The following is a 16,976-nucleotide window of genomic DNA, read 5'->3' on the forward strand; positions in this document are numbered from 1 at the left end:
CCACGGGGAAAATACAATCGGATAAAACCCGGCAAAAGAGAAGCGTAAAGAAATAAGGGAGGACGCAGCAAAAGAGAATAAAAGATGCGTTAGAAAAATGGCTCCCAGCGTGACGAATAACAGATTTTCACCCTGCGCGGATAACCTGGACCATGAGATAAACTTATAGCATGTGTGGAATCGTAGGATATGTAGGTCTGGACACTGCTCCGGACGGTAACAAGTTTGACCACAACGCATACGATGTGGTCCTCGAAGGTCTGCGCCGCCAGGAATACCGCGGCTACGACTCTGCCGGCGTGGCACTGGTGTGCCCCGACGGTATCGAATTCCGTAAGAAGGCAGGCAAGCTCCTGAACCTCGAGAACGAGGTTAAGGAACACCCCCTGCCGGAATCCCAGATTGGTATCGGTCACACCCGTTGGGCAACCCACGGTGGACCCACCGACGTCAACGCTCACCCCCACGTTGTTGACAACGGCCGCCTCGCCGTCGTCCACAACGGTATTATCGAAAACTTTGCAGAACTGCGTGCTGAGCTGCTCGCCGAGGGCGTGGAGTTCACTTCTCAGACTGACACTGAGGTAGCCGCCGCAACTATCGCAAGCATCTACAACAAGCTCGGTACCGGTGACCTCACCGAGGCCGTGCGTATCGCCTCCAACCGCCTCGAGGGTGCCTTCACCATCCTGGCTATCCACGCCGACCACCCGGACCGTGTTGTGGCAACCCGCCGCAACTCTCCGCTGGTGATTGGCCTGGGCCGCAACGAGAACTTCCTCGGTTCGGACGTCTCCGCGTTCATCGACTACACCAAGGAAGCCGTGGAGATGGGTCAGGACCAGATCGTGACCATCACCGCAACCGACTACTCGATTATCGACTTCGAGGGCAATCCCGCAGAGGGTAAGCCCTTCCACATCGAGTGGGACGCAGCCGCAGCCGAAAAGGGCGGCTACAACTCCTTCATGGAGAAGGAAATCCACGAGCAGCCGACCGCCGTTGAGCAGACCCTCATGGGCCGCCTCGACGAGAATGGTAATCTGACCCTCGACGAGCTGAACATCGACGACTCGGTGCTGCGCTCGATTGACAAGATCATCGTGGTTGCTTGCGGTACCGCCGCATACGCGGGCCAGGTGGCACGCTACGCCATCGAACACTGGTGCCGTATCCCCACCGAGGTTGAGCTCGCCCACGAGTTCCGCTACCGCGACCCGATCGTGAACGAGAAGACCCTGATTGTGGCCCTCTCGCAGTCTGGCGAAACCATGGACACCCTGATGGCCGTGCGCCACGCACGCGAACAGGGCGCAAAGGTTATCTCCATCTGCAACACCCACGGTTCGACCCTGCCCCGCGAATCCGACGCCGCGCTGTACACCCACGCCGGCCCCGAAATCGCAGTGGCCTCGACCAAGGCGTTCCTGGCACAGATTACCGCAGCATACCTGCTCGGCCTGTACCTGGCACAGTTGCGCGGCAACAAGTACAAGGACGAGATTGCTTCGATCCTCTCTGAGCTGCAGCAGATGCCCGAGAAGATTCAGAAGGTCATCGACAACGACGCACCGGTTAAGGAACTGGGCGTCGAGATGAAGGATGCCTCCTCCGTCATCTTCCTCGGCCGCCACGTGGGCTTCCCCGTTGCTATGGAGGGTGCACTCAAGCTCAAGGAGATCACCTACATCCACGCTGAAGGCTTCGCCGCTGGCGAGCTCAAGCACGGCCCGATCGCTCTGATTGACGAGGGTCAGCCCGTGATTATTGTGGTTCCCTCCGCAAGCGGACGCGACTCCCTGCACGGCAAGGTCGTCTCCAACATCCAGGAGGTGCGCGCTCGTGGCGCCTTCACCATCGTCATTGCTGAGGAAGGCGACGAGGCAGTCAAGCCCTACGCAGACCGCCTCATCACCGTCCCGGCATGCCCCTCGCTGCTGCAGCCCCTGCTGGCAACCGTGCCCCTGCAGATCTTCGCATGCGCACTGGCTGAAGCCAAGGGCCTGGACGTTGACCAGCCGCGTAACCTCGCAAAGTCAGTGACCGTGGAGTAATCACACGGTTCGAACGCTGTAACGCTTGGGCGGTGGTTGAGTTCCCTAGGGAACTCAACCACCGCCCTTTGCGTTTATCCGAAAGACGAGTACAAGACAACGCACAGAGCAACCGAACAGGAACATCAGGAGATTTGAAACGCGTCATATTTGACGCTTAGCCGTACAGAAGCGTGGAAGCTCGCTAGACTTAAAACAAGAGAAGCCGCAACGACCGCGGCCGTAGTACCCGCCAAGGGAAGGTGTACCTCATGATCATGGGAATCGGCGTAGATACCGTCAATATTGAGCGTTTCGAACGGATCATCACCGAAACGCCGGCCTTCGTACGCCGCATTTTCACCCCCAACGAGCGAAGCCGTAACGTGCGTTCCCAAGCTGTGCGATTCGCCGCCAAGGAAGCCGTCGCCAAGGTTCTCGGAGCGCCCGCCGGGCTCAACTGGCAGGACTGCGAGGTCGCCACCGCCGAAAGCGGGCAGCCCTACCTCATCATTCGCGGTACTATCGCCGACCGCGCTCGAAAGCTCGGGATTAACCGCATCCACCTTTCACTCACCCACGATGAGCCCATGGCTATTGCCATCGCTACCGCAGAGTATCTGAGCGACGCCGAGCTGGAGCACCTGCGGAAGTTCAACCCCGAAAGCTACCGGCTCAGCGTCATCACCGAAACCTCCGCTGACGAGGGGTAGAAGAGGATTCTTCGCGCCATCGTTTAGCCGCAGGTCCCACCCGCCGCGCCCCGCGACACCCCGGTCCATCCGCCGCCACTAAGGAGACAGCAATGAAGCTTATCTACACCGCATCCCAGATTCGCGAAGCGGAAAAGCTCTACATCGAGGCACCCGACTACGACGGCTACCTCATGCAGCGTGCCGCCGACGCGGTCGCTACCGAAGCCATTGGCCTGCTCGATGGCCGACAGGGAGCCTCCGTACTCCTGCTCGTTGGCCCGGGCAACAACGGATCTGACACCGTTTACGCCGGCGCTCGGCTGAGCGCTAACGGGCACCGTGTGGACGCCGTGGTCTTCGAACCCAGCGAAAAGAACCTAGAGCTTATCGCCCGTGAGGGCGGCGAAGGCACGCGGGTGCTCGACCCCGCCAAAGCCCTGGAACAGGTGAAGGAATACGACCTCATCATTGACGGCATCCTCGGAACTGGCTCGAGCGGGGCCGTGCGAGGAGAAGCGGGGGAGTTCCTGCGTACCCTGTGCGCAACCCAGAAGAAGGGCCGCCTCGGCCGAGTGCTTGCCGTTGACACCCCCTCTGGTATCGACAACAACCGAGGGACCGTTCACGAACCCGTTCTGCGCGCTGACCGCACCGTCACCTTCATCGGCCGTAAGCTACCGCTCGGAACCGTTCACAGCGAGCACGCCGGCGACGTTAAGCTCTACACCCTGGGTGTGCCGGAAGCCCTCAACCGCTTCAAGCCCGCCATGCGCGTCATGGAACGACAAGACTTCCGCGATACCCTCGAGGTCCCCAACGCCCACTCTCATAAGTACACCCGCGGGGTGCTCGGTATGCTCACCGGAAGCCTCGAGTACCCGGGGGCGGCCCTGATGAGCGTGCGCGCCGCGCTCAATTGCGGCGTGGGTATGGTACGTTTTGGCGCGAACTCCCACGAGCTACGCCAGCTCATGATTGCCCACAACCCCGAGGCCGTCTACTTCTCCGGAACCCCCGCAGTGCAGCGGGTGACCGTATGGGCCGGTGGCTCCGGATCCGGCCACGACTCGCTGGATAAGAACCGCTACCTACTGCACGCGCCGGAGCCGGCCATCCTGGATGCAGGTGCCTGCGACCTGGCCGCTGAATACCTGGCCACCGGTAAGCGCCTCGGACCCCACAAGATTCTGACCCCGCACGCCGGCGAGCTTGAACGCTTCCTGCGCATCGTGCACGAGGTTGCTCCCAGCGATTGGGAAGCTCATCTGGGGGATGCCATCGTGCCCAGCCGCCGCGATATCGACGCTGAACCCTTCCGCTGGGCGCGTGCCGCCTCCGAGCTCTCCGGCGCAACCGTCATGCTCAAGGGCGGATACACGATTATCGCGGCCCCCAACGGCGCCACCTACAGCGTGGCCGGCGGAACCCCCTGGCTGGCCACCGCCGGTAGCGGAGATACCCTAACCGGTATCTACGGCGCTCTGCTGGCCCAAACCATTGCAGTGCTCAACGCCGGCGACGAGCCCATCGAGGTGTGCACCTACTCTGCAGTGGGCGCCCTCGCCGTCTACCTGCACGGTCAGGCCGCCCGAGCCAGCGTCACCGGAAATACCGCAGACCCCCTGGATGGGCCCGCACCTGCCACTCGAGTGGCTCAGATGTTGCCGGAGGTAATCGCACGACTCCTCGCGGATTAGGGAAAGAATCTCCCGCGCGGCCCACTGCCTAAACGATTGAGGCTTTCAATCGCAGCATGAATACGGCAGATAAACGCAGAAGGGGCGTGAACCCAACGGGTTCACGCCCCTTCGACGCATTTACGTATCGGCGTGCGATGCTCGAGATGCCTGTGCCGGGACAACCTTTCTAGAGCGGCATACACGCCGGTGGGAAAACCCCGGCGTATCTTAGTACGCGCCCTCCTTCGCAAAGACCGCACGAACGGTGCGCAGGAGAATGATGAAGTCGCCGGTCAGCGACCAGTTCTCAACGTAGTAGAGGTCCAGGCGAACCGACTCTTCCCAAGAGAGGTCGCTACGACCCGACACCTGCCACAGGCCCGTAATACCGGGCTTCACCAGCAGGCGACGGTACGCAATGTCCTCGTACTGCTCGACCTCTTCCACCAGCGGCGGGCGGGGGCCCACCAGCGACATATCGCCGATGAACACGTTCCACAGCTGGGGCAGCTCGTCAATCGAGTACTTGCGGATGAACTTACCAATAGGGGTAATACGCGGGTCATCCTTCATCTTGAAGAGCACGCCGTTACCCTCGTTTTGCGCCATGAGACGCTTCTTAACCTCTTCCGCATCGGTGCGCATGGAACGGAACTTCACCATCTTGAACAGCTCACCGTTCAGACCCACACGACTCTGCAGGAAGAAGACCGGGCCACCATCACGCTTAACCAGCAGAGCAACCACCAGGAACAGCGGGGACAGCAGAATCAGACCCAGGCCCGAAGCAATGACGTCCACGGAGCGCTTGAAGAAGGCCGACAAGCCGGTGATGCGCGGGGTCGACACGTGCACCAGCGGCAGGCCGTTCAGCGGCTGCATGTGCATACGGGGGCCGGCGATATCGGTCGTAGCGGGAGCCATAATCAGTGAGATGTGGGCGTCCGCGAGCTTCCAACCCAGCAGGCGAACCTGATCCGGGCTCAAGTGGTGACCATTCGTAACAGCAACCATGTGAATATCGTTCTCGCGGATAGCATCCATAATATCGGCCGGGGAGGTGCTGTAACCGAGCACCGGAATCGGAGCGCCGGCCACGGTGGTGCCGGGGGTGAAACCGGGCAGATAGAACGCTGCGGGGGAGAGGCCGGAAGCAACCACGCCCTCCAGGTTCTTATACAGGTGCTGACCGGTCGTCACATCGGAAATAATCATGACGCGGGTTAGCGCGCGACCGCGGATACGGGAACGCACCAGGCCCTGACGAATCATCCAACGTTCGATGAGCAGGAAGAGAAGGCCCAGCGGGTAAGCAATCAGCAAGTACATGCGGGTGACGTCAACCTTGAGGAAGAACGCCAGAATAATAAGCCCGCAGAAGAAATAGGTAGTACCGCGAGTGATGAGGCGGTACTCCTCGGTGCCGAAGCCCATGATGCGCAGGCTACGAGAGCCATTGAGCTGGAGGATAACCCACCAGCCGAGAATCATGCCGACGCCCAGGAAAATGTAATCCAGAGCGGGCACTCGGCCGTCCAGAACGTTAATGGGCCAGACATTCACGTAGGGCAGGTCTGCGTTTTCTAGGCCGAAGCGAATAAGGTGGGCAGCGAGAACCGCCAGGGTGATGGATGCAAAATCACCCAGGTAGAGGGCACGCTGAACCTTTGGGTGCCAGCTTCGCTTAACAACGAAGTCCGCACCCCACATTTTTTTGAGACGATCTTGTACTTTCAACGGTGTAATCTTCCCCGGAAATTTGTCCTGTGCTGCGGACAGAGAGCGGCGAATAGGCACATTTACCCCTAAATATCGGTGCAAGGAGCCGTATTCTTATCTTTGTCTGTTGAATGAGTGAACAGTAACCGTGCTGAGTAAACAATGGCAGGGATTACGGTAAAGGCGCTGGTGAGGCGCCTAATGGAGCGTTATATCGAGCAAGAAGCACAATAACGTGTTCCGTAAACTATTCTACGGGTTTATGGGTCTTCCGTCCCGAAGAACGATAGCGATATCTGTCGCCTATAGTGATGAAATCAATCACAGAGGGTGAAAGATGTATAAGCTTTCTCGACTAGGAGATAACCGAATGATGGGCGCTATATTTGGCACCCGCGTGCATCTTTCCGGGGGGTCTCAGAACAGCGTAAAAGCCCGTCCGCGGTAGGTCGGGTACGAGGAATAGTGACAATAAACGATACCCCGGACCTCGCGAGGCGGGAACCTGCGAATCCGGGGTATCGAGTTACACACGGCAGCCCGATCAGCGGGGTAAACCATGATGAAAACGGCGAGAACCTACTAGGGGCGCTCGAGGCCCGCGCGGTCTAGGATGAAATCAATCATCGGCTCGTAACGGCGCGGCGGGACGTTATCGTCCATCGGCACGCACACCGGCAGATCCCCCTGCTCCGCGGCCACGAACAGGCCCGGATCGTTACAATCGGCGATACCAATCGTCAGCAGCTTGCGAGTCGACGAGGCGTAGCCGGCCATGCCGTGATCGGAAACCACCAGATCGGGGACCACGCCGCGGGCCTGCAACTGATCCAGGGCGATGCGCATCGGGCCGGGGAAGTGCGTGTGCTGCAGATTGCCGTACTGCTCGAACATCACGACGTCCATAATCTGGCGGACATCGCCGTCCAGAAAACGCTCGCCCTCCTCAATCTGAAGGACCTCGGCACCCGCGGCACGGGCCGCCGCGGCCAGCACCGCATAAATTGGGAAGAGTCCCGCCGGGTGACCGGTCGCAAACAGGATACGGGAGCCGGAGCGCACCGCATCACCGAAGATACGGGCGTACTCCTCCAGGGCGCTGATGCACTGCTCCGCACCGATCGTGTCCTGGCCGTGTGTGTGGGAGCGGTCGGGGTTCAGACCGGCGCGGCGAACCATCACCTCAAACACAGAGTCGTAGTCCCAATCGCGGGTCCACTGCACGCCAAACTCGAGGTGCTCGTTGCCGTCAAGGAAACCCTGAATATGGTCCAGGTTGTTTTCGCGGGGGGTTGCCACCTCGCCGGTAATGCGGGCGGAGTCCAGGTAAGCGGCGAATTCATCGCGGCTCATGGAAAAGGACATGAAAGCTCCTTTGGGGAATTGGTGGAAGTAGAAAAGTCGAGGGTGATGTAAGCTTCGCGAAGCGGCTATGTTTCAGCGGGCCGAGGCACCGGCACAGCGGTCTCGTAGACGTCCAGAGTCTTGCGGGCCGTGGATTCCCAGCTCATCGAACGGGCGCGGGCCGCCGCGTTCGCCCCCAGGGAGTGGCGCAGGTACGGGGCGCGCACGAGGCGTTCGATAGCCACCGCCCAGCGTTCGGCGGTGCGGGGCGCCACAAGCAGACCCGTACGGTGGTTTTCCACGGCAAAACGCAGGCCGTCAACGTCGGAGGCGAGGACCGCCGCACCGCAGGCCTGCGCCTCCAGAGCGACCAGGCCAAAGGTCTCAGACGAGGAAGGGCAGGCCACGATGTCGGCACTGCGGAAGATGCGGGCGAGCTCCTCCGGCGGTACCGGATCCTTCAGTCGAACCTGATCGGCGAGGCCGAGCTCGGCGGCGCGCTCCAGCAGACGCTGCTCGTAGTCCGACTCGGAACGGCCAATAATATCGAGCTCCACCTGGAGGTCACGGGGGAGCAGGGCGAGCGCCTCCACGAGCAGGTGCGGCCCCTTCAACGGCTGGGGTCGGCCGGCAAACACGATGCGGCACCGGGTCTCGGAGGTGTCGTGATCGGGGTGAACGCCGGGGAGCGGGCGGAAGATGTCGGTATCAACTCCCGGGGTGATAATGCTGATTCGCCCGGAGAGGCTGGGGTGGCTTTGCACCAGTTCCTCGGCCTCCAGCGGGGTGTTCACAATGTACCCGTCCACGAAGGCCGGTAGCCGGTTCTCGATGCTGTGGCGAATACGCGGTTCGGCGGGTTCGCCCGGGCCGCGCCGCGCATCCTTAGCGGCCGCGGTGGTGTGCGGGGTGAAGAAAATTGCGACGGCCCTGGTCGAGAGGCGATGCTCGCCGGAACCATCGGAGCTGCCGGAGCCGTCGGCTCCGTCGGGAACCCGCCCGGGAAAGAGCCTGCGGCTCCACGCGCCCTCTGCCTGCACCGCAGCCCAGCCGGAGAGCCAATAGTGCGCGTGAATCACATCGGGAACATTCATGGCCTGGGTGACGCAGGATTGGGCGAAGTCCTCCAGGTATTCGGCAAGGTCATTCTTTGTCGCTTCGCGCGCCGCGGGAACGTCAATGTAGTGACGTACCAGGCGCGAACCCCACTCGGGGTCCTCGACGTGCGCCCGTTCGGGAGCCTGCGGGGTGCGGTTCAGCGTAAAAACCTCGACCTTCAGCTGAGGATTGATGGTGAGCATGGCCCGCACGGACTGCGCGATGTAGACGTTCATGCCGCCCGCATCCCCGCTACCGGGCTGTGCAAAGGGGTCGGTGTGCATAGAGTACACGTGAACCGTTCGGACTGCCTCGGGGCTACTCATCGACGCTTTCCTCTCTATAGCACAGCGCAAAGACCTACCCGCCTAGTGTATCGCGACAGGACTTTCGCACGTCGGGAGGTCTAGAATTTAGTACAGACTAGCCGCCTCACGGCGGCCCACGAAAGAACCCACCACGAGAAAGACCTCGACGGACATGACCCACCCCTCCGAGCAACAGGCCGCACCGCTGTACTGCCCGCCCTGCACCCCCGAGCATGAGGAACGCACCGCGTACATTGACCTCGACGCCATCGAGCACAACGTGCGCCGCCTCAAGGATCTGATTGGCCCCCGCGTGCTCATCGCCATCGTCAAGGCGGACGCCTACGGCCACGGTGCCTACCCGGTGGCTCGTTCCGCTCTGGCCGCCGGCGCCGACATGCTCGGTCTCGTGCACGTCAACGAGGCCCTGGAGCTGCGTGCCGACGGTATCGAAGCCCCCCTCATCGCCTGGCTGCACACCCCCTCCACCGACTTTGACGCGGCCCTGCGCGAGGGCGTTCGCCTGGGCGTCTCCGGCTGGGACCTGGAGGCGGTTGCCGCCGCCGCCGAACGCACCGGCGAGCGCGCCATCGTGCATCTGGCGGCCGATACCGGCCTGGGCCGCAACGGCGCCACGGTCGAAGAGTGGCCGGCCCTCGTGGCCCGCGCCGCCCAGCTGGAACGCGAGGGCCTGGTCCGCGTGGAGGGAATCTTCAGCCACCTGGCCGTGGCCGACGAACCCCTCCGCTCCGAAACCGCGGAGCAGCTGAAGGTTCTGGAGGGCTTCGTCGCACGGGCGAAGGATGCAGGTTTGACCCCCGAGCTCGTGCACCTGGCCAACTCTCCCGCAACCCTGACCGCCGCCCTGGACGGCTGGCAGGCCGACGAGAGCCTGCTCGTCGACGGCGTGCGTTGCGGCCTGGCCCTCTACGGCCTCTCTCCGCTTCCCGAGGCGACCTCCGCGGACCTGGGGCTTGAACCGGCCATGACGGTGAGCAGCTACATCGCCAACGTGAAGGAAGTTCCCGCAGGTCAGGGCGTTTCCTACGGCCTGCGCTACCACACCGAGAAGCCCACGACCCTGGCTCTGGTGCCCCTCGGCTACGCCGACGGCGTGCCCCGCATCGCGGAGAACGCGCCGGTGCGCATCTACCCCGGCGCACAGGACGAAGCGGCCGGGCGTATCCCCGCGGGACCGGAGGGTAAGAACTACCGAGTGGTGGGTCGCATCGCCATGGACCAGATGGTTGTCGACCTGGGCGAACCTGGCCTGAGTGACCCCGCCCTGGGGTACCTGGGTGCGCCCGCCATCCTTTTTGGTGCCGGTGAGAACCCGCCCGTGGAAGAATGGGCGGATGCTGCGCAGACCATTAACTACGAAATCGTGACCCGCATTTCGTACCGCGTGCCCCGTGTGTACGTGGGCGGCTCCTGGGTGGAGGCCGAACTCGACGGGCTCTGGGGCACCGAGACCGCCGAGACCGCAAACGAAGAGCGCGAGGGGTAAAGATGTCTGAGTATGTCTCTGCCGCCCTCGACCTGGACGTGACCGGGCCCGAGCACACGCGCCGCCTGGCGCTCGCCCTGGCGGAATACCTCAAGTCCGGGGACGTGCTCCTACTCTCCGGTGAGCTCGGCGCGGGCAAGACCACGTTCACCCGCTCCCTGGGGGAGGGGCTGGGCGTGCGCGAGGGCGTTATCTCCCCGACCTTCGTGCTCTCCCGCGTGCACCCGAACCTGCCGGGGGGCCCCCGGCCCGGCGGACCCGACCTGGTGCACGTGGACGCCTACCGCCTCTCCAGCGCCGAGGAGCTCGACGACCTGGACCTGGAGTTCTCCCTGCCGCGCTCGGTGACCGTCATCGAGTGGGGTCGCGGCAAGGCCGAGCACCTGAGCGATTCCCGCCTAGAGCTGGACTTTACCCGCCTGACCGGTGCCGATGCGCGCTTTGCCTACTCGGAGGAATTCAGTTGGGACGACGAAGATGAGAGCGTAGCCGAGGACGGCTCGGATGGTGAGGACCTCGAGGCGGATGTGCCCGAGCCTCGCCTGCTGCGCGTGCGCGCCTTCGGCCCCCGCTGGGAGGGTACCTTCGAGGAGCTCGCCGACCGACTCCGCGAGGCGTAGCCCCCCCCCACAGATATGGCGGGCGGCCCGCTGAGGGATAAGCCTCCCGGAGCCCCTCGGGTACCGCGTATCGCTCCCGGCGCACCCGCCGGGGGCCTCGGCGGGTGCGCGTTAGAATGGGAGGGTGCTAGTACTTGCCCTTGATTCATCCGCCACCGCATCCGTGGCGCTCGCCCGCGTGCACGGCTCCGAAGCCGGTGCTTCCTTTGATATTCTGGCCCGCTTCGAGAGCGAAGATACCCGCTCCCACGCCGAAGTCATGGCCCCCTTCGCCCACGCCGCCCTGCAGGAGGCCGGCGTGCGCGGCGAGGAACTGGACGCGATTCTGACCGGTACCGGGCCCGGCCCCTTCACCGGCCTGCGCGCCGGTATTGTCACCGCGCGCGCCCTGGGATTTGCTTGGTCCGTGTCCGTGTACGGCATGATGAGTCTGACCGCTCTGGCCGAGCGTGCCTATCAAGAACGGGTATTCGCTCAGGGCGGGGGAGCCGGCGAGGCGGAAGGCGCTGAGCTGCTGGTCGCCTCCGATGCGCGCCGCCGCGAGGTCTACTCCGCACGCTACCGCGTCAACGCCGAGGGCTACAGCCTGGTGGACGGGCCGACCGTGAGCCCCGCCTCCGAAATTCTGCCCGGTGAGGGCCCCTCCTACGCCTACGGCTACGGTGCCGGCCTGTACGCCGAAACCCTGCGCGAATTGGGCTGGGATCTTGTGGAAGCGGGGGAGGGAATCCACCCCCACGCCGAGTACCTGCTGGCTGCCGCGGCACGACGGGGCCTTGACGCCCTGAGCCCCGACACCTCAGCCCTGTACCTGCGTGACTCCGATGCGAAGATCCCCGCCGCGATGCTGGCCCGCCAGCAGAAGCAGGCCGCACGGGCTACCGCACAAACTGTCGGGCAGAGGGAGGGCTAATGAGCGCAGCCGAGAACTCCACTGAGAACTCTGAAAACATCGTGCGGGACGGTCTGGCCATAGGTGCTCGCCTGCGCGTGGCTGAGCTGCCCGATGTGCAGGCCATGCATGCCATGGAGACCACCCTATTCCCCGCCGACGCCTGGCACATCGACATGTTCCTGGCGGAAATCACCCACCCGACCCGCACGTACTACCTGCTGGAGATCCCCGCGAAGAACGCGGTGGGTGATGACTCGGAGGCCGTTACCGAACGGTACTTCACCGATGGGGAAGATACCTGGCTCGCTATCGGCTATTGCGGCACCATGGTGGTCGCCGATACCGCTGACGTGCAGACCATCGGTGTGCTTCCCGAGTACGAGGGGCACGGCTTCGGCCGGGCCATGCTCGAGCAGATGCACGCGAGAGCCAGCGAGCTGGGGGCCGAGCGCATCCTGCTGGAGGTGCGTGCCGACAACCCGCGCGCCCAGCGCCTCTACGAACGTAACGGCTACCGCCAGATTCACGTGCGCCGCCGCTACTACGATGACGGGACCGACGCCATTATCATGGAATGTGCGTTCTAGATAGCACGGTATTCCCCCTCATTCCTCAGCCATTTTCTTCACCACAGCATTACTACGCGCGGCCGACGTGAGGCCGCGCGACAGAAAGACGAACTATGAGCACTCGCGAACCCCTCGTGTTGGGCATTGAATCCTCCTGCGACGAGACCGGAATCGGCATTGTGCGCGGCGCGCAGCTGCTGAGCAACACCATTTCCTCCTCGATGGAGGAGCACGTGCGCTTCGGCGGCGTAATTCCTGAGATCGCCTCTCGCGCCCACCTGGATGCGATGATTCCCGCCCTCAAGGCGGCACTCGCCGAAGCGGACATTACCCTCGACGAAGTGGACGCCATCGCCGTGACCGCGGGTCCCGGTCTGGCCGGTGCCCTCATGGTGGGTGTTTCCGCGGCAAAGGCGCTCGCCATCGCCACCGGCAAGCCCCTCTACGGCATTAACCACCTGGTCGCGCACGTTGGCGTTGGCCTGCTCGAGGACAACGGCACCGAGGACGGCTCCGACCTGCTGGCCAACGCCGGCTCGGGCGGCCTGGGCGCGCTTCTGGTTTCTGGTGGTCACACCGAAATCCTGCAGGTGCGCGACATTACCTCCGATGTGCGCCTGCTCGGCGCAACCCTGGATGACGCCGCCGGCGAGGCCTACGACAAGATCGCCCGCCTGCTCGGCCTCAACTACCCGGGCGGCCCCGCCATCGACCGCGCCGCCGCAGAGGGCAACCGCAACGCCTTCGTGTTCCCGCGCGGCCTGTCGAACCGCAAATTCATGGGCACCGCCGAGAACCCCGGAGAGCATCGCTACGACTTCTCCTTCTCGGGCCTGAAGACCGCAGTGGCGCGCGTGATTGAGAGCTTCGAAGCCGCCGGTGAAGAGGTCCCGGTTGCTGATATCGCCGCCTCCTTCCAAGAAGCGGTCGTGGACGTCATCACCAAGAAGGCGATGCTCGCCTGCCGCGAGCAGGGCATGAAGACCCTGCTACTCGGCGGTGGCGTGGCGGCAAACTCGCGTCTGCGCGAGCTGCTGGCCGCCCGATGCGCCTCCGAGGGTGTGCGCCTAATCATTCCGAAGTTCACCCTGTGCACCGACAACGGCGCGATGGTTGCCGCCCTGGGCGCCCGCCTGGTCGCCGCGGGCCGCGAGCCCTCGGGCGTGGACTTCACGACGGACTCCTCGCTGCCGGTGACCACCGTCTGCTTCTAAACTGCCTGCTTCTAAAAAAGCTCGTAGAAATGCCTCGGCACAGTCTCATGATGACTGCGCCGAGGCATTTTACGTATCTAAGTTTTCTTCCCGCGAGGGGTTAGCGCAGCGCTCGCGCACGAGACTGCGCGGCAACGTCTAGCGCCACCTCACGCATCGAGCCGGTGCGCTCGAACACTGCACGCTGGCGGTCGGCTCCCGTACCTTCCGCAAGGATGCGGCGCACCTGTGCCAGCTCCACCTCGCAGTCCAGGTCGCGGGCCACCGGCTCCAGCTCGGGCAGCAGCAGTTCAAAGTCCTCGCGCAAGGTGCGCTGCTCCGGCGCGTTGGAAACCACGATCTTTGCCTCCAGGCCGTAGCGGGCCACGCGCCACTTATTCTCCTGCGCGTGCCAGGGGGCCAGCACCTCGGGCTTGTCGCCGGCCTCAATGCGGCGGGAGAAGTACTCCACCAGGCACTGGGTGAACGCCACAACCGCGGCAACATCCGGCAGGGAGGCCAGGCCGTCGCAATAGCGCATCTCGATGGTGCCGTAGCGCGGAACCGGGCGAACATCCCAACGGTCCTCACTCGGGTCGTTAATCACGTCGGTCGCCACGAGTGAATCCAGGTACTCGCTGTACTGCTCCCAGGTGTCGAAGTGGAAGGGCAGGCCGTTGGTCGGCAGCTGCTGGTAGAGCTGGGTGCGGTGCGAGGCGTAACCGGTGTCGATGCCCTCCCAGTATGGGGAGGAGCAGGAGAGCGCCAGCAGGTGCGGCCCGTAGTTGGTGAGCGCGTCAACGAGCGGCAGAACCTTATCGCGAGAATCCACACCCACGTGCACGTGCACGCCGTAGATGACCATGTGGCGGCCCCAATACTGGGCGCGCTCCACGACGCGCCGATAGCGTTCTTTGGCCACGACGGGCTGCTCGGACCAGCGGGAGAACGGGTGCGTGCCCGCCGGGTAGAACTCGATACCCAGCCCGTCGGTAATCTCGCGAATGGTGTCGGTCAACTCCTGCAGCTGGCGGCAGGCCTGCGCCACGGTCGTGCAGACGCCGGTAATGACCTCGATGGTGTTCTCCAGGAATTCCCCGGTCACGTGTGCCCGGTCGGAGGCGGGCTCCAGCAGTTCGGGGCGGCGCTCGCGCAGGATGCCGAGCACCTCTGCGGCGCGCTGGGTCAGTTCGCCGCTTTCACGGTCGATGAGTGCAATCTCCCATTCCACGCCGAGGGTAGACTGAGGGGAGGAAGCAAAGTCGATCATAGGACCTTTCCTGCGTCTGGAAATAGTGTCGTACACAGTGCCGACTACGGAAGTTTGCTATCGGTGAGATCTGCCCGGCAGGGGACTAGCTGGTGAGAGCCTACTCCGCGGGGGAGTACCTCTACTGGGCAGCATGTCTTTATCAGGCCCCGTATCTTTATTAGGCACCGTATCTAGTGTACGGTCTGGCGGTGCTCAACGCCCTGTCGAGCGCAGAATCCGGAACCGGTACCGTAACGAATCGTCACGAACGGTAACCGAGTACGGTACTGGGCAGTCGGGGTTGGACGAGGCTAGAGCGGACGCACGTGCCAGCCGACTCGGCGAGAATCTCTGCCCGCGCCGATGCGCGTGAAGACCAGCGTCGCCGGGCGGTACGAGGACTCCTGCGCACCACCAGAAGAATTAGCGTTCTTTTTCTGTTTCTTCTTAGAAGGCTTAGAGCCCGCCAAACCCAGTAGACGCGCACGCAGCTGCTCGGGAACAATATCCACGCCGCGCTTCTTAACCGTTAGCGCGGTAAAACCCTGCTCGCGCACCCATCGCTTCAACTGCTTCTCCTGCAGGGGAATCTCCTCCAGTACCTCGTAGCAGGTGACCAGCGGATGCTCCACCGGCTCGGTTGAGCATAGATAGGCCAGGTGCTCGTCCAGTAGCTGCGCGCCAATACTCTGCGCAAACTCGGCCACCAGGTGCGAGCGTACAATCGCGGGGGCGGGCTCCAGCAGGTACTCACCCGGCTGCGGCAGGGATACCGGAACCTCCACGCTCCGCTCGGCCTCGGCCGCCGTGAGGGCGCTGCGGAAGCTCACCGCCTCGTAGGGTGGCAGCAGGTCGGCAACCTTGCCGGCCGCCTCGGCTGCGGACGGTACCCTATCAGCGGGGCCGGCGGGCAGCTCACGCACCGAGGTTGCCGTGCGAGCCACGCCCTCCTGAGCCAGCGCGTTAAACCAGAGCACCAACTCGGCGAGGGAACCCTCCGACTGAATCCACTCCGCTTCAATGCGCGGTGCGGGGTTCGCCTCCGAAGCAATATTCTCGGGGGAGGGGATACCCTCGTGCGGAAAACCGGGCCCCAGCTTCACACCCATCGGCATGCCGGTGCGCGCCAGATTCAGCACGAACGAGAACGGGGGAGAGAACGCCTCCGGATCAAACAGGCGCTCCGTCTGAGCCTTCTTCGCACCGCGCAGCTCGCGGCGGGCCGGGTCCAACCACAGAATGGCGGGGGAGGCGCCCGCGCTATCGGTGAGGGGAGCCTCCGAGCCCGCACCGCTGGCGGGGTTGTAGGCGGTGACATCGCCCGAGTACACACGTGCCCGCGGGCAGAACGCCAGGTTTGCCGCGGCGAACGAGGCGGTCAGCGGATCGAGCTCCACCGCCACGACGGAACCGCGAGCCGCGGCGTAGACGGCGGTATCCGAGCCGATACCGCACCCCAGATCGGCCACGAGTCCTGGAACCCGCGCGAGGCGGTCGGCGCGGTAGTGCGCAATCACCGGGCGGGTGGCCTGCTCGGAGGCCTCCTGTGTGAGCATGAGGGTGCGGGCGCGCTCGCCGAACTTGGTGCGCGCACGGGTGCGAGCCTGCGCCAGGGAAATAATCTGTGCAGACTCCTCGGGGCTGAACCCGCGTGAACGCAGGGAGGTGACGGCGCCGAGGGTGTCGGAGCCCAGCGGGTAGAGCTCATCGGCTGCCGCGAGCGCGTTGTCGCTGAGGGGCAGCGGAGGAGCGGGAGAAAAACCGAACGGGTATTCTTCTACAGGAAGAGCTCCGGGGGATGCGTTAGGGCTGTGGGGCATGTCCCCATTTTACGGGCCTTCGCCCGGGGAGTTGTGCCCCCTGCCGGAGCCCGCCCGCCGGGCCGCCCCAGACCCGGTGCCGACCCCTGTTCGCCTTGCGGTGAAACGCTCCGGCGGAGGGCGGGTTTTCTTGACCGAAAGCACCGGTGAAACTAGAGTTGAGGTAGCACTCGAGGCGGCCTTTTGGCGCATCACCGCGCCGCCGTCTCGCATCAAACGTTAATCCACAATCCGGAGGAACCGA

The 16,976-nt window shown here is 63.7% G+C and carries 13 protein-coding genes; 8 read left to right on the top strand and 5 right to left on the bottom strand.

The annotated features are described in order from the left end of the window. Positions 1–170: 170 nt before the first annotated feature. From glmS to ADJ95_RS01710, 3 genes are all read left to right on the top strand, one after another. Positions 171–2,054 carry a glutamine--fructose-6-phosphate transaminase (isomerizing) gene (glmS, locus tag ADJ95_RS01700; protein ID WP_049331952.1) on the top strand — a complete coding sequence of 628 codons (1,884 nt, stop codon included), beginning with the start codon at positions 171–173 and terminating at the stop codon, positions 2,052–2,054. Between the two features lie 251 nt (positions 2,055–2,305). Then, positions 2,306–2,746, top strand: coding sequence for a holo-ACP synthase (locus ADJ95_RS01705; RefSeq protein WP_049331954.1), 441 nt, complete (start codon positions 2,306–2,308; stop codon positions 2,744–2,746). Between the two features lie 92 nt (positions 2,747–2,838). Beyond that, positions 2,839–4,425 carry a bifunctional ADP-dependent NAD(P)H-hydrate dehydratase/NAD(P)H-hydrate epimerase gene (locus ADJ95_RS01710; RefSeq protein WP_049331955.1) on the top strand — a complete coding sequence of 529 codons (1,587 nt, stop codon included), beginning with the start codon at positions 2,839–2,841 and terminating at the stop codon, positions 4,423–4,425. A 210-nt stretch (positions 4,426–4,635) separates the two neighbouring features. Here the strand turns inward: ADJ95_RS01710 and ADJ95_RS01715 are convergent, their stop codons facing one another. The 3 genes from ADJ95_RS01715 to ADJ95_RS01725 form a co-directional block, all read right to left on the bottom strand. Then, on the bottom strand, positions 4,636–6,117 hold the full coding sequence (locus ADJ95_RS01715) for a sugar transferase (RefSeq protein WP_049331958.1): 1,482 nt from the start codon (positions 6,115–6,117) through the stop codon (positions 4,636–4,638). Between the two features lie 591 nt (positions 6,118–6,708). After that, the gene (locus ADJ95_RS01720; RefSeq protein ID WP_049331959.1) at positions 6,709–7,491 is read right to left on the bottom strand and encodes a phosphatase; all 783 of its coding nucleotides are present in this window, start codon (positions 7,489–7,491) and stop codon (positions 6,709–6,711) included. 65 nt (positions 7,492–7,556) lie between these two features. Beyond that, complete coding sequence (locus ADJ95_RS01725) at positions 7,557–8,894, bottom strand: glycosyltransferase (RefSeq protein ID WP_049331961.1); 1,338 nt, start codon at positions 8,892–8,894, stop codon at positions 7,557–7,559. A 154-nt stretch (positions 8,895–9,048) separates the two neighbouring features. Here ADJ95_RS01725 and alr point away from each other — a divergent pair, with 154 nt between their 5' ends. The 5 genes from alr (at position 9,049) to tsaD (ending at position 13,681) form a co-directional block, all read left to right on the top strand. Next, positions 9,049–10,383, top strand: a complete 1,335-nt coding sequence (alr, locus tag ADJ95_RS01730) for an alanine racemase (RefSeq protein ID WP_049331963.1) — start codon at positions 9,049–9,051, stop codon at positions 10,381–10,383. Positions 10,384–10,385: 2 nt separating this feature from the next. Next, positions 10,386–11,003 (top strand): tRNA (adenosine(37)-N6)-threonylcarbamoyltransferase complex ATPase subunit type 1 TsaE, encoded by a 618-nt coding sequence (tsaE, locus tag ADJ95_RS01735; protein ID WP_049331966.1) that lies wholly within the window; start codon positions 10,386–10,388, stop codon positions 11,001–11,003. 124 nt (positions 11,004–11,127) lie between these two features. Then, positions 11,128–11,916, top strand: coding sequence for a tRNA (adenosine(37)-N6)-threonylcarbamoyltransferase complex dimerization subunit type 1 TsaB (tsaB, locus tag ADJ95_RS01740; RefSeq protein ID WP_049331968.1), 789 nt, complete (start codon positions 11,128–11,130; stop codon positions 11,914–11,916). Further along, the gene (gene rimI, locus ADJ95_RS01745; RefSeq protein ID WP_049331970.1) at positions 11,916–12,485 is read left to right on the top strand and encodes a ribosomal protein S18-alanine N-acetyltransferase; all 570 of its coding nucleotides are present in this window, start codon (positions 11,916–11,918) and stop codon (positions 12,483–12,485) included. Before tsaB ends, rimI begins: the two co-directional genes overlap by 1 nt. 95 nt (positions 12,486–12,580) lie before the next feature. Further along, the gene (tsaD, locus tag ADJ95_RS01750; protein ID WP_049331972.1) at positions 12,581–13,681 is read left to right on the top strand and encodes a tRNA (adenosine(37)-N6)-threonylcarbamoyltransferase complex transferase subunit TsaD; all 1,101 of its coding nucleotides are present in this window, start codon (positions 12,581–12,583) and stop codon (positions 13,679–13,681) included. Between the two features lie 100 nt (positions 13,682–13,781). Here the strand turns inward: tsaD and ADJ95_RS01755 are convergent, their stop codons facing one another. After that, on the bottom strand, positions 13,782–14,930 hold the full coding sequence (locus ADJ95_RS01755; RefSeq protein ID WP_049331974.1) for a glutamate--cysteine ligase: 1,149 nt from the start codon (positions 14,928–14,930) through the stop codon (positions 13,782–13,784). Between the two features lie 293 nt (positions 14,931–15,223). Then, a complete protein-coding gene (locus ADJ95_RS01760) occupies positions 15,224–16,732 on the bottom strand; it encodes a class I SAM-dependent methyltransferase (protein ID WP_049331976.1) in 1,509 nt (502 codons plus the stop codon). Positions 16,733–16,976 lie beyond the last annotated feature (244 nt).

The sequence above is a fragment of the Rothia mucilaginosa genome (assembly GCF_001061665.1).
Classification (GTDB): domain Bacteria; phylum Actinomycetota; class Actinomycetes; order Actinomycetales; family Micrococcaceae; genus Rothia; species Rothia mucilaginosa_A.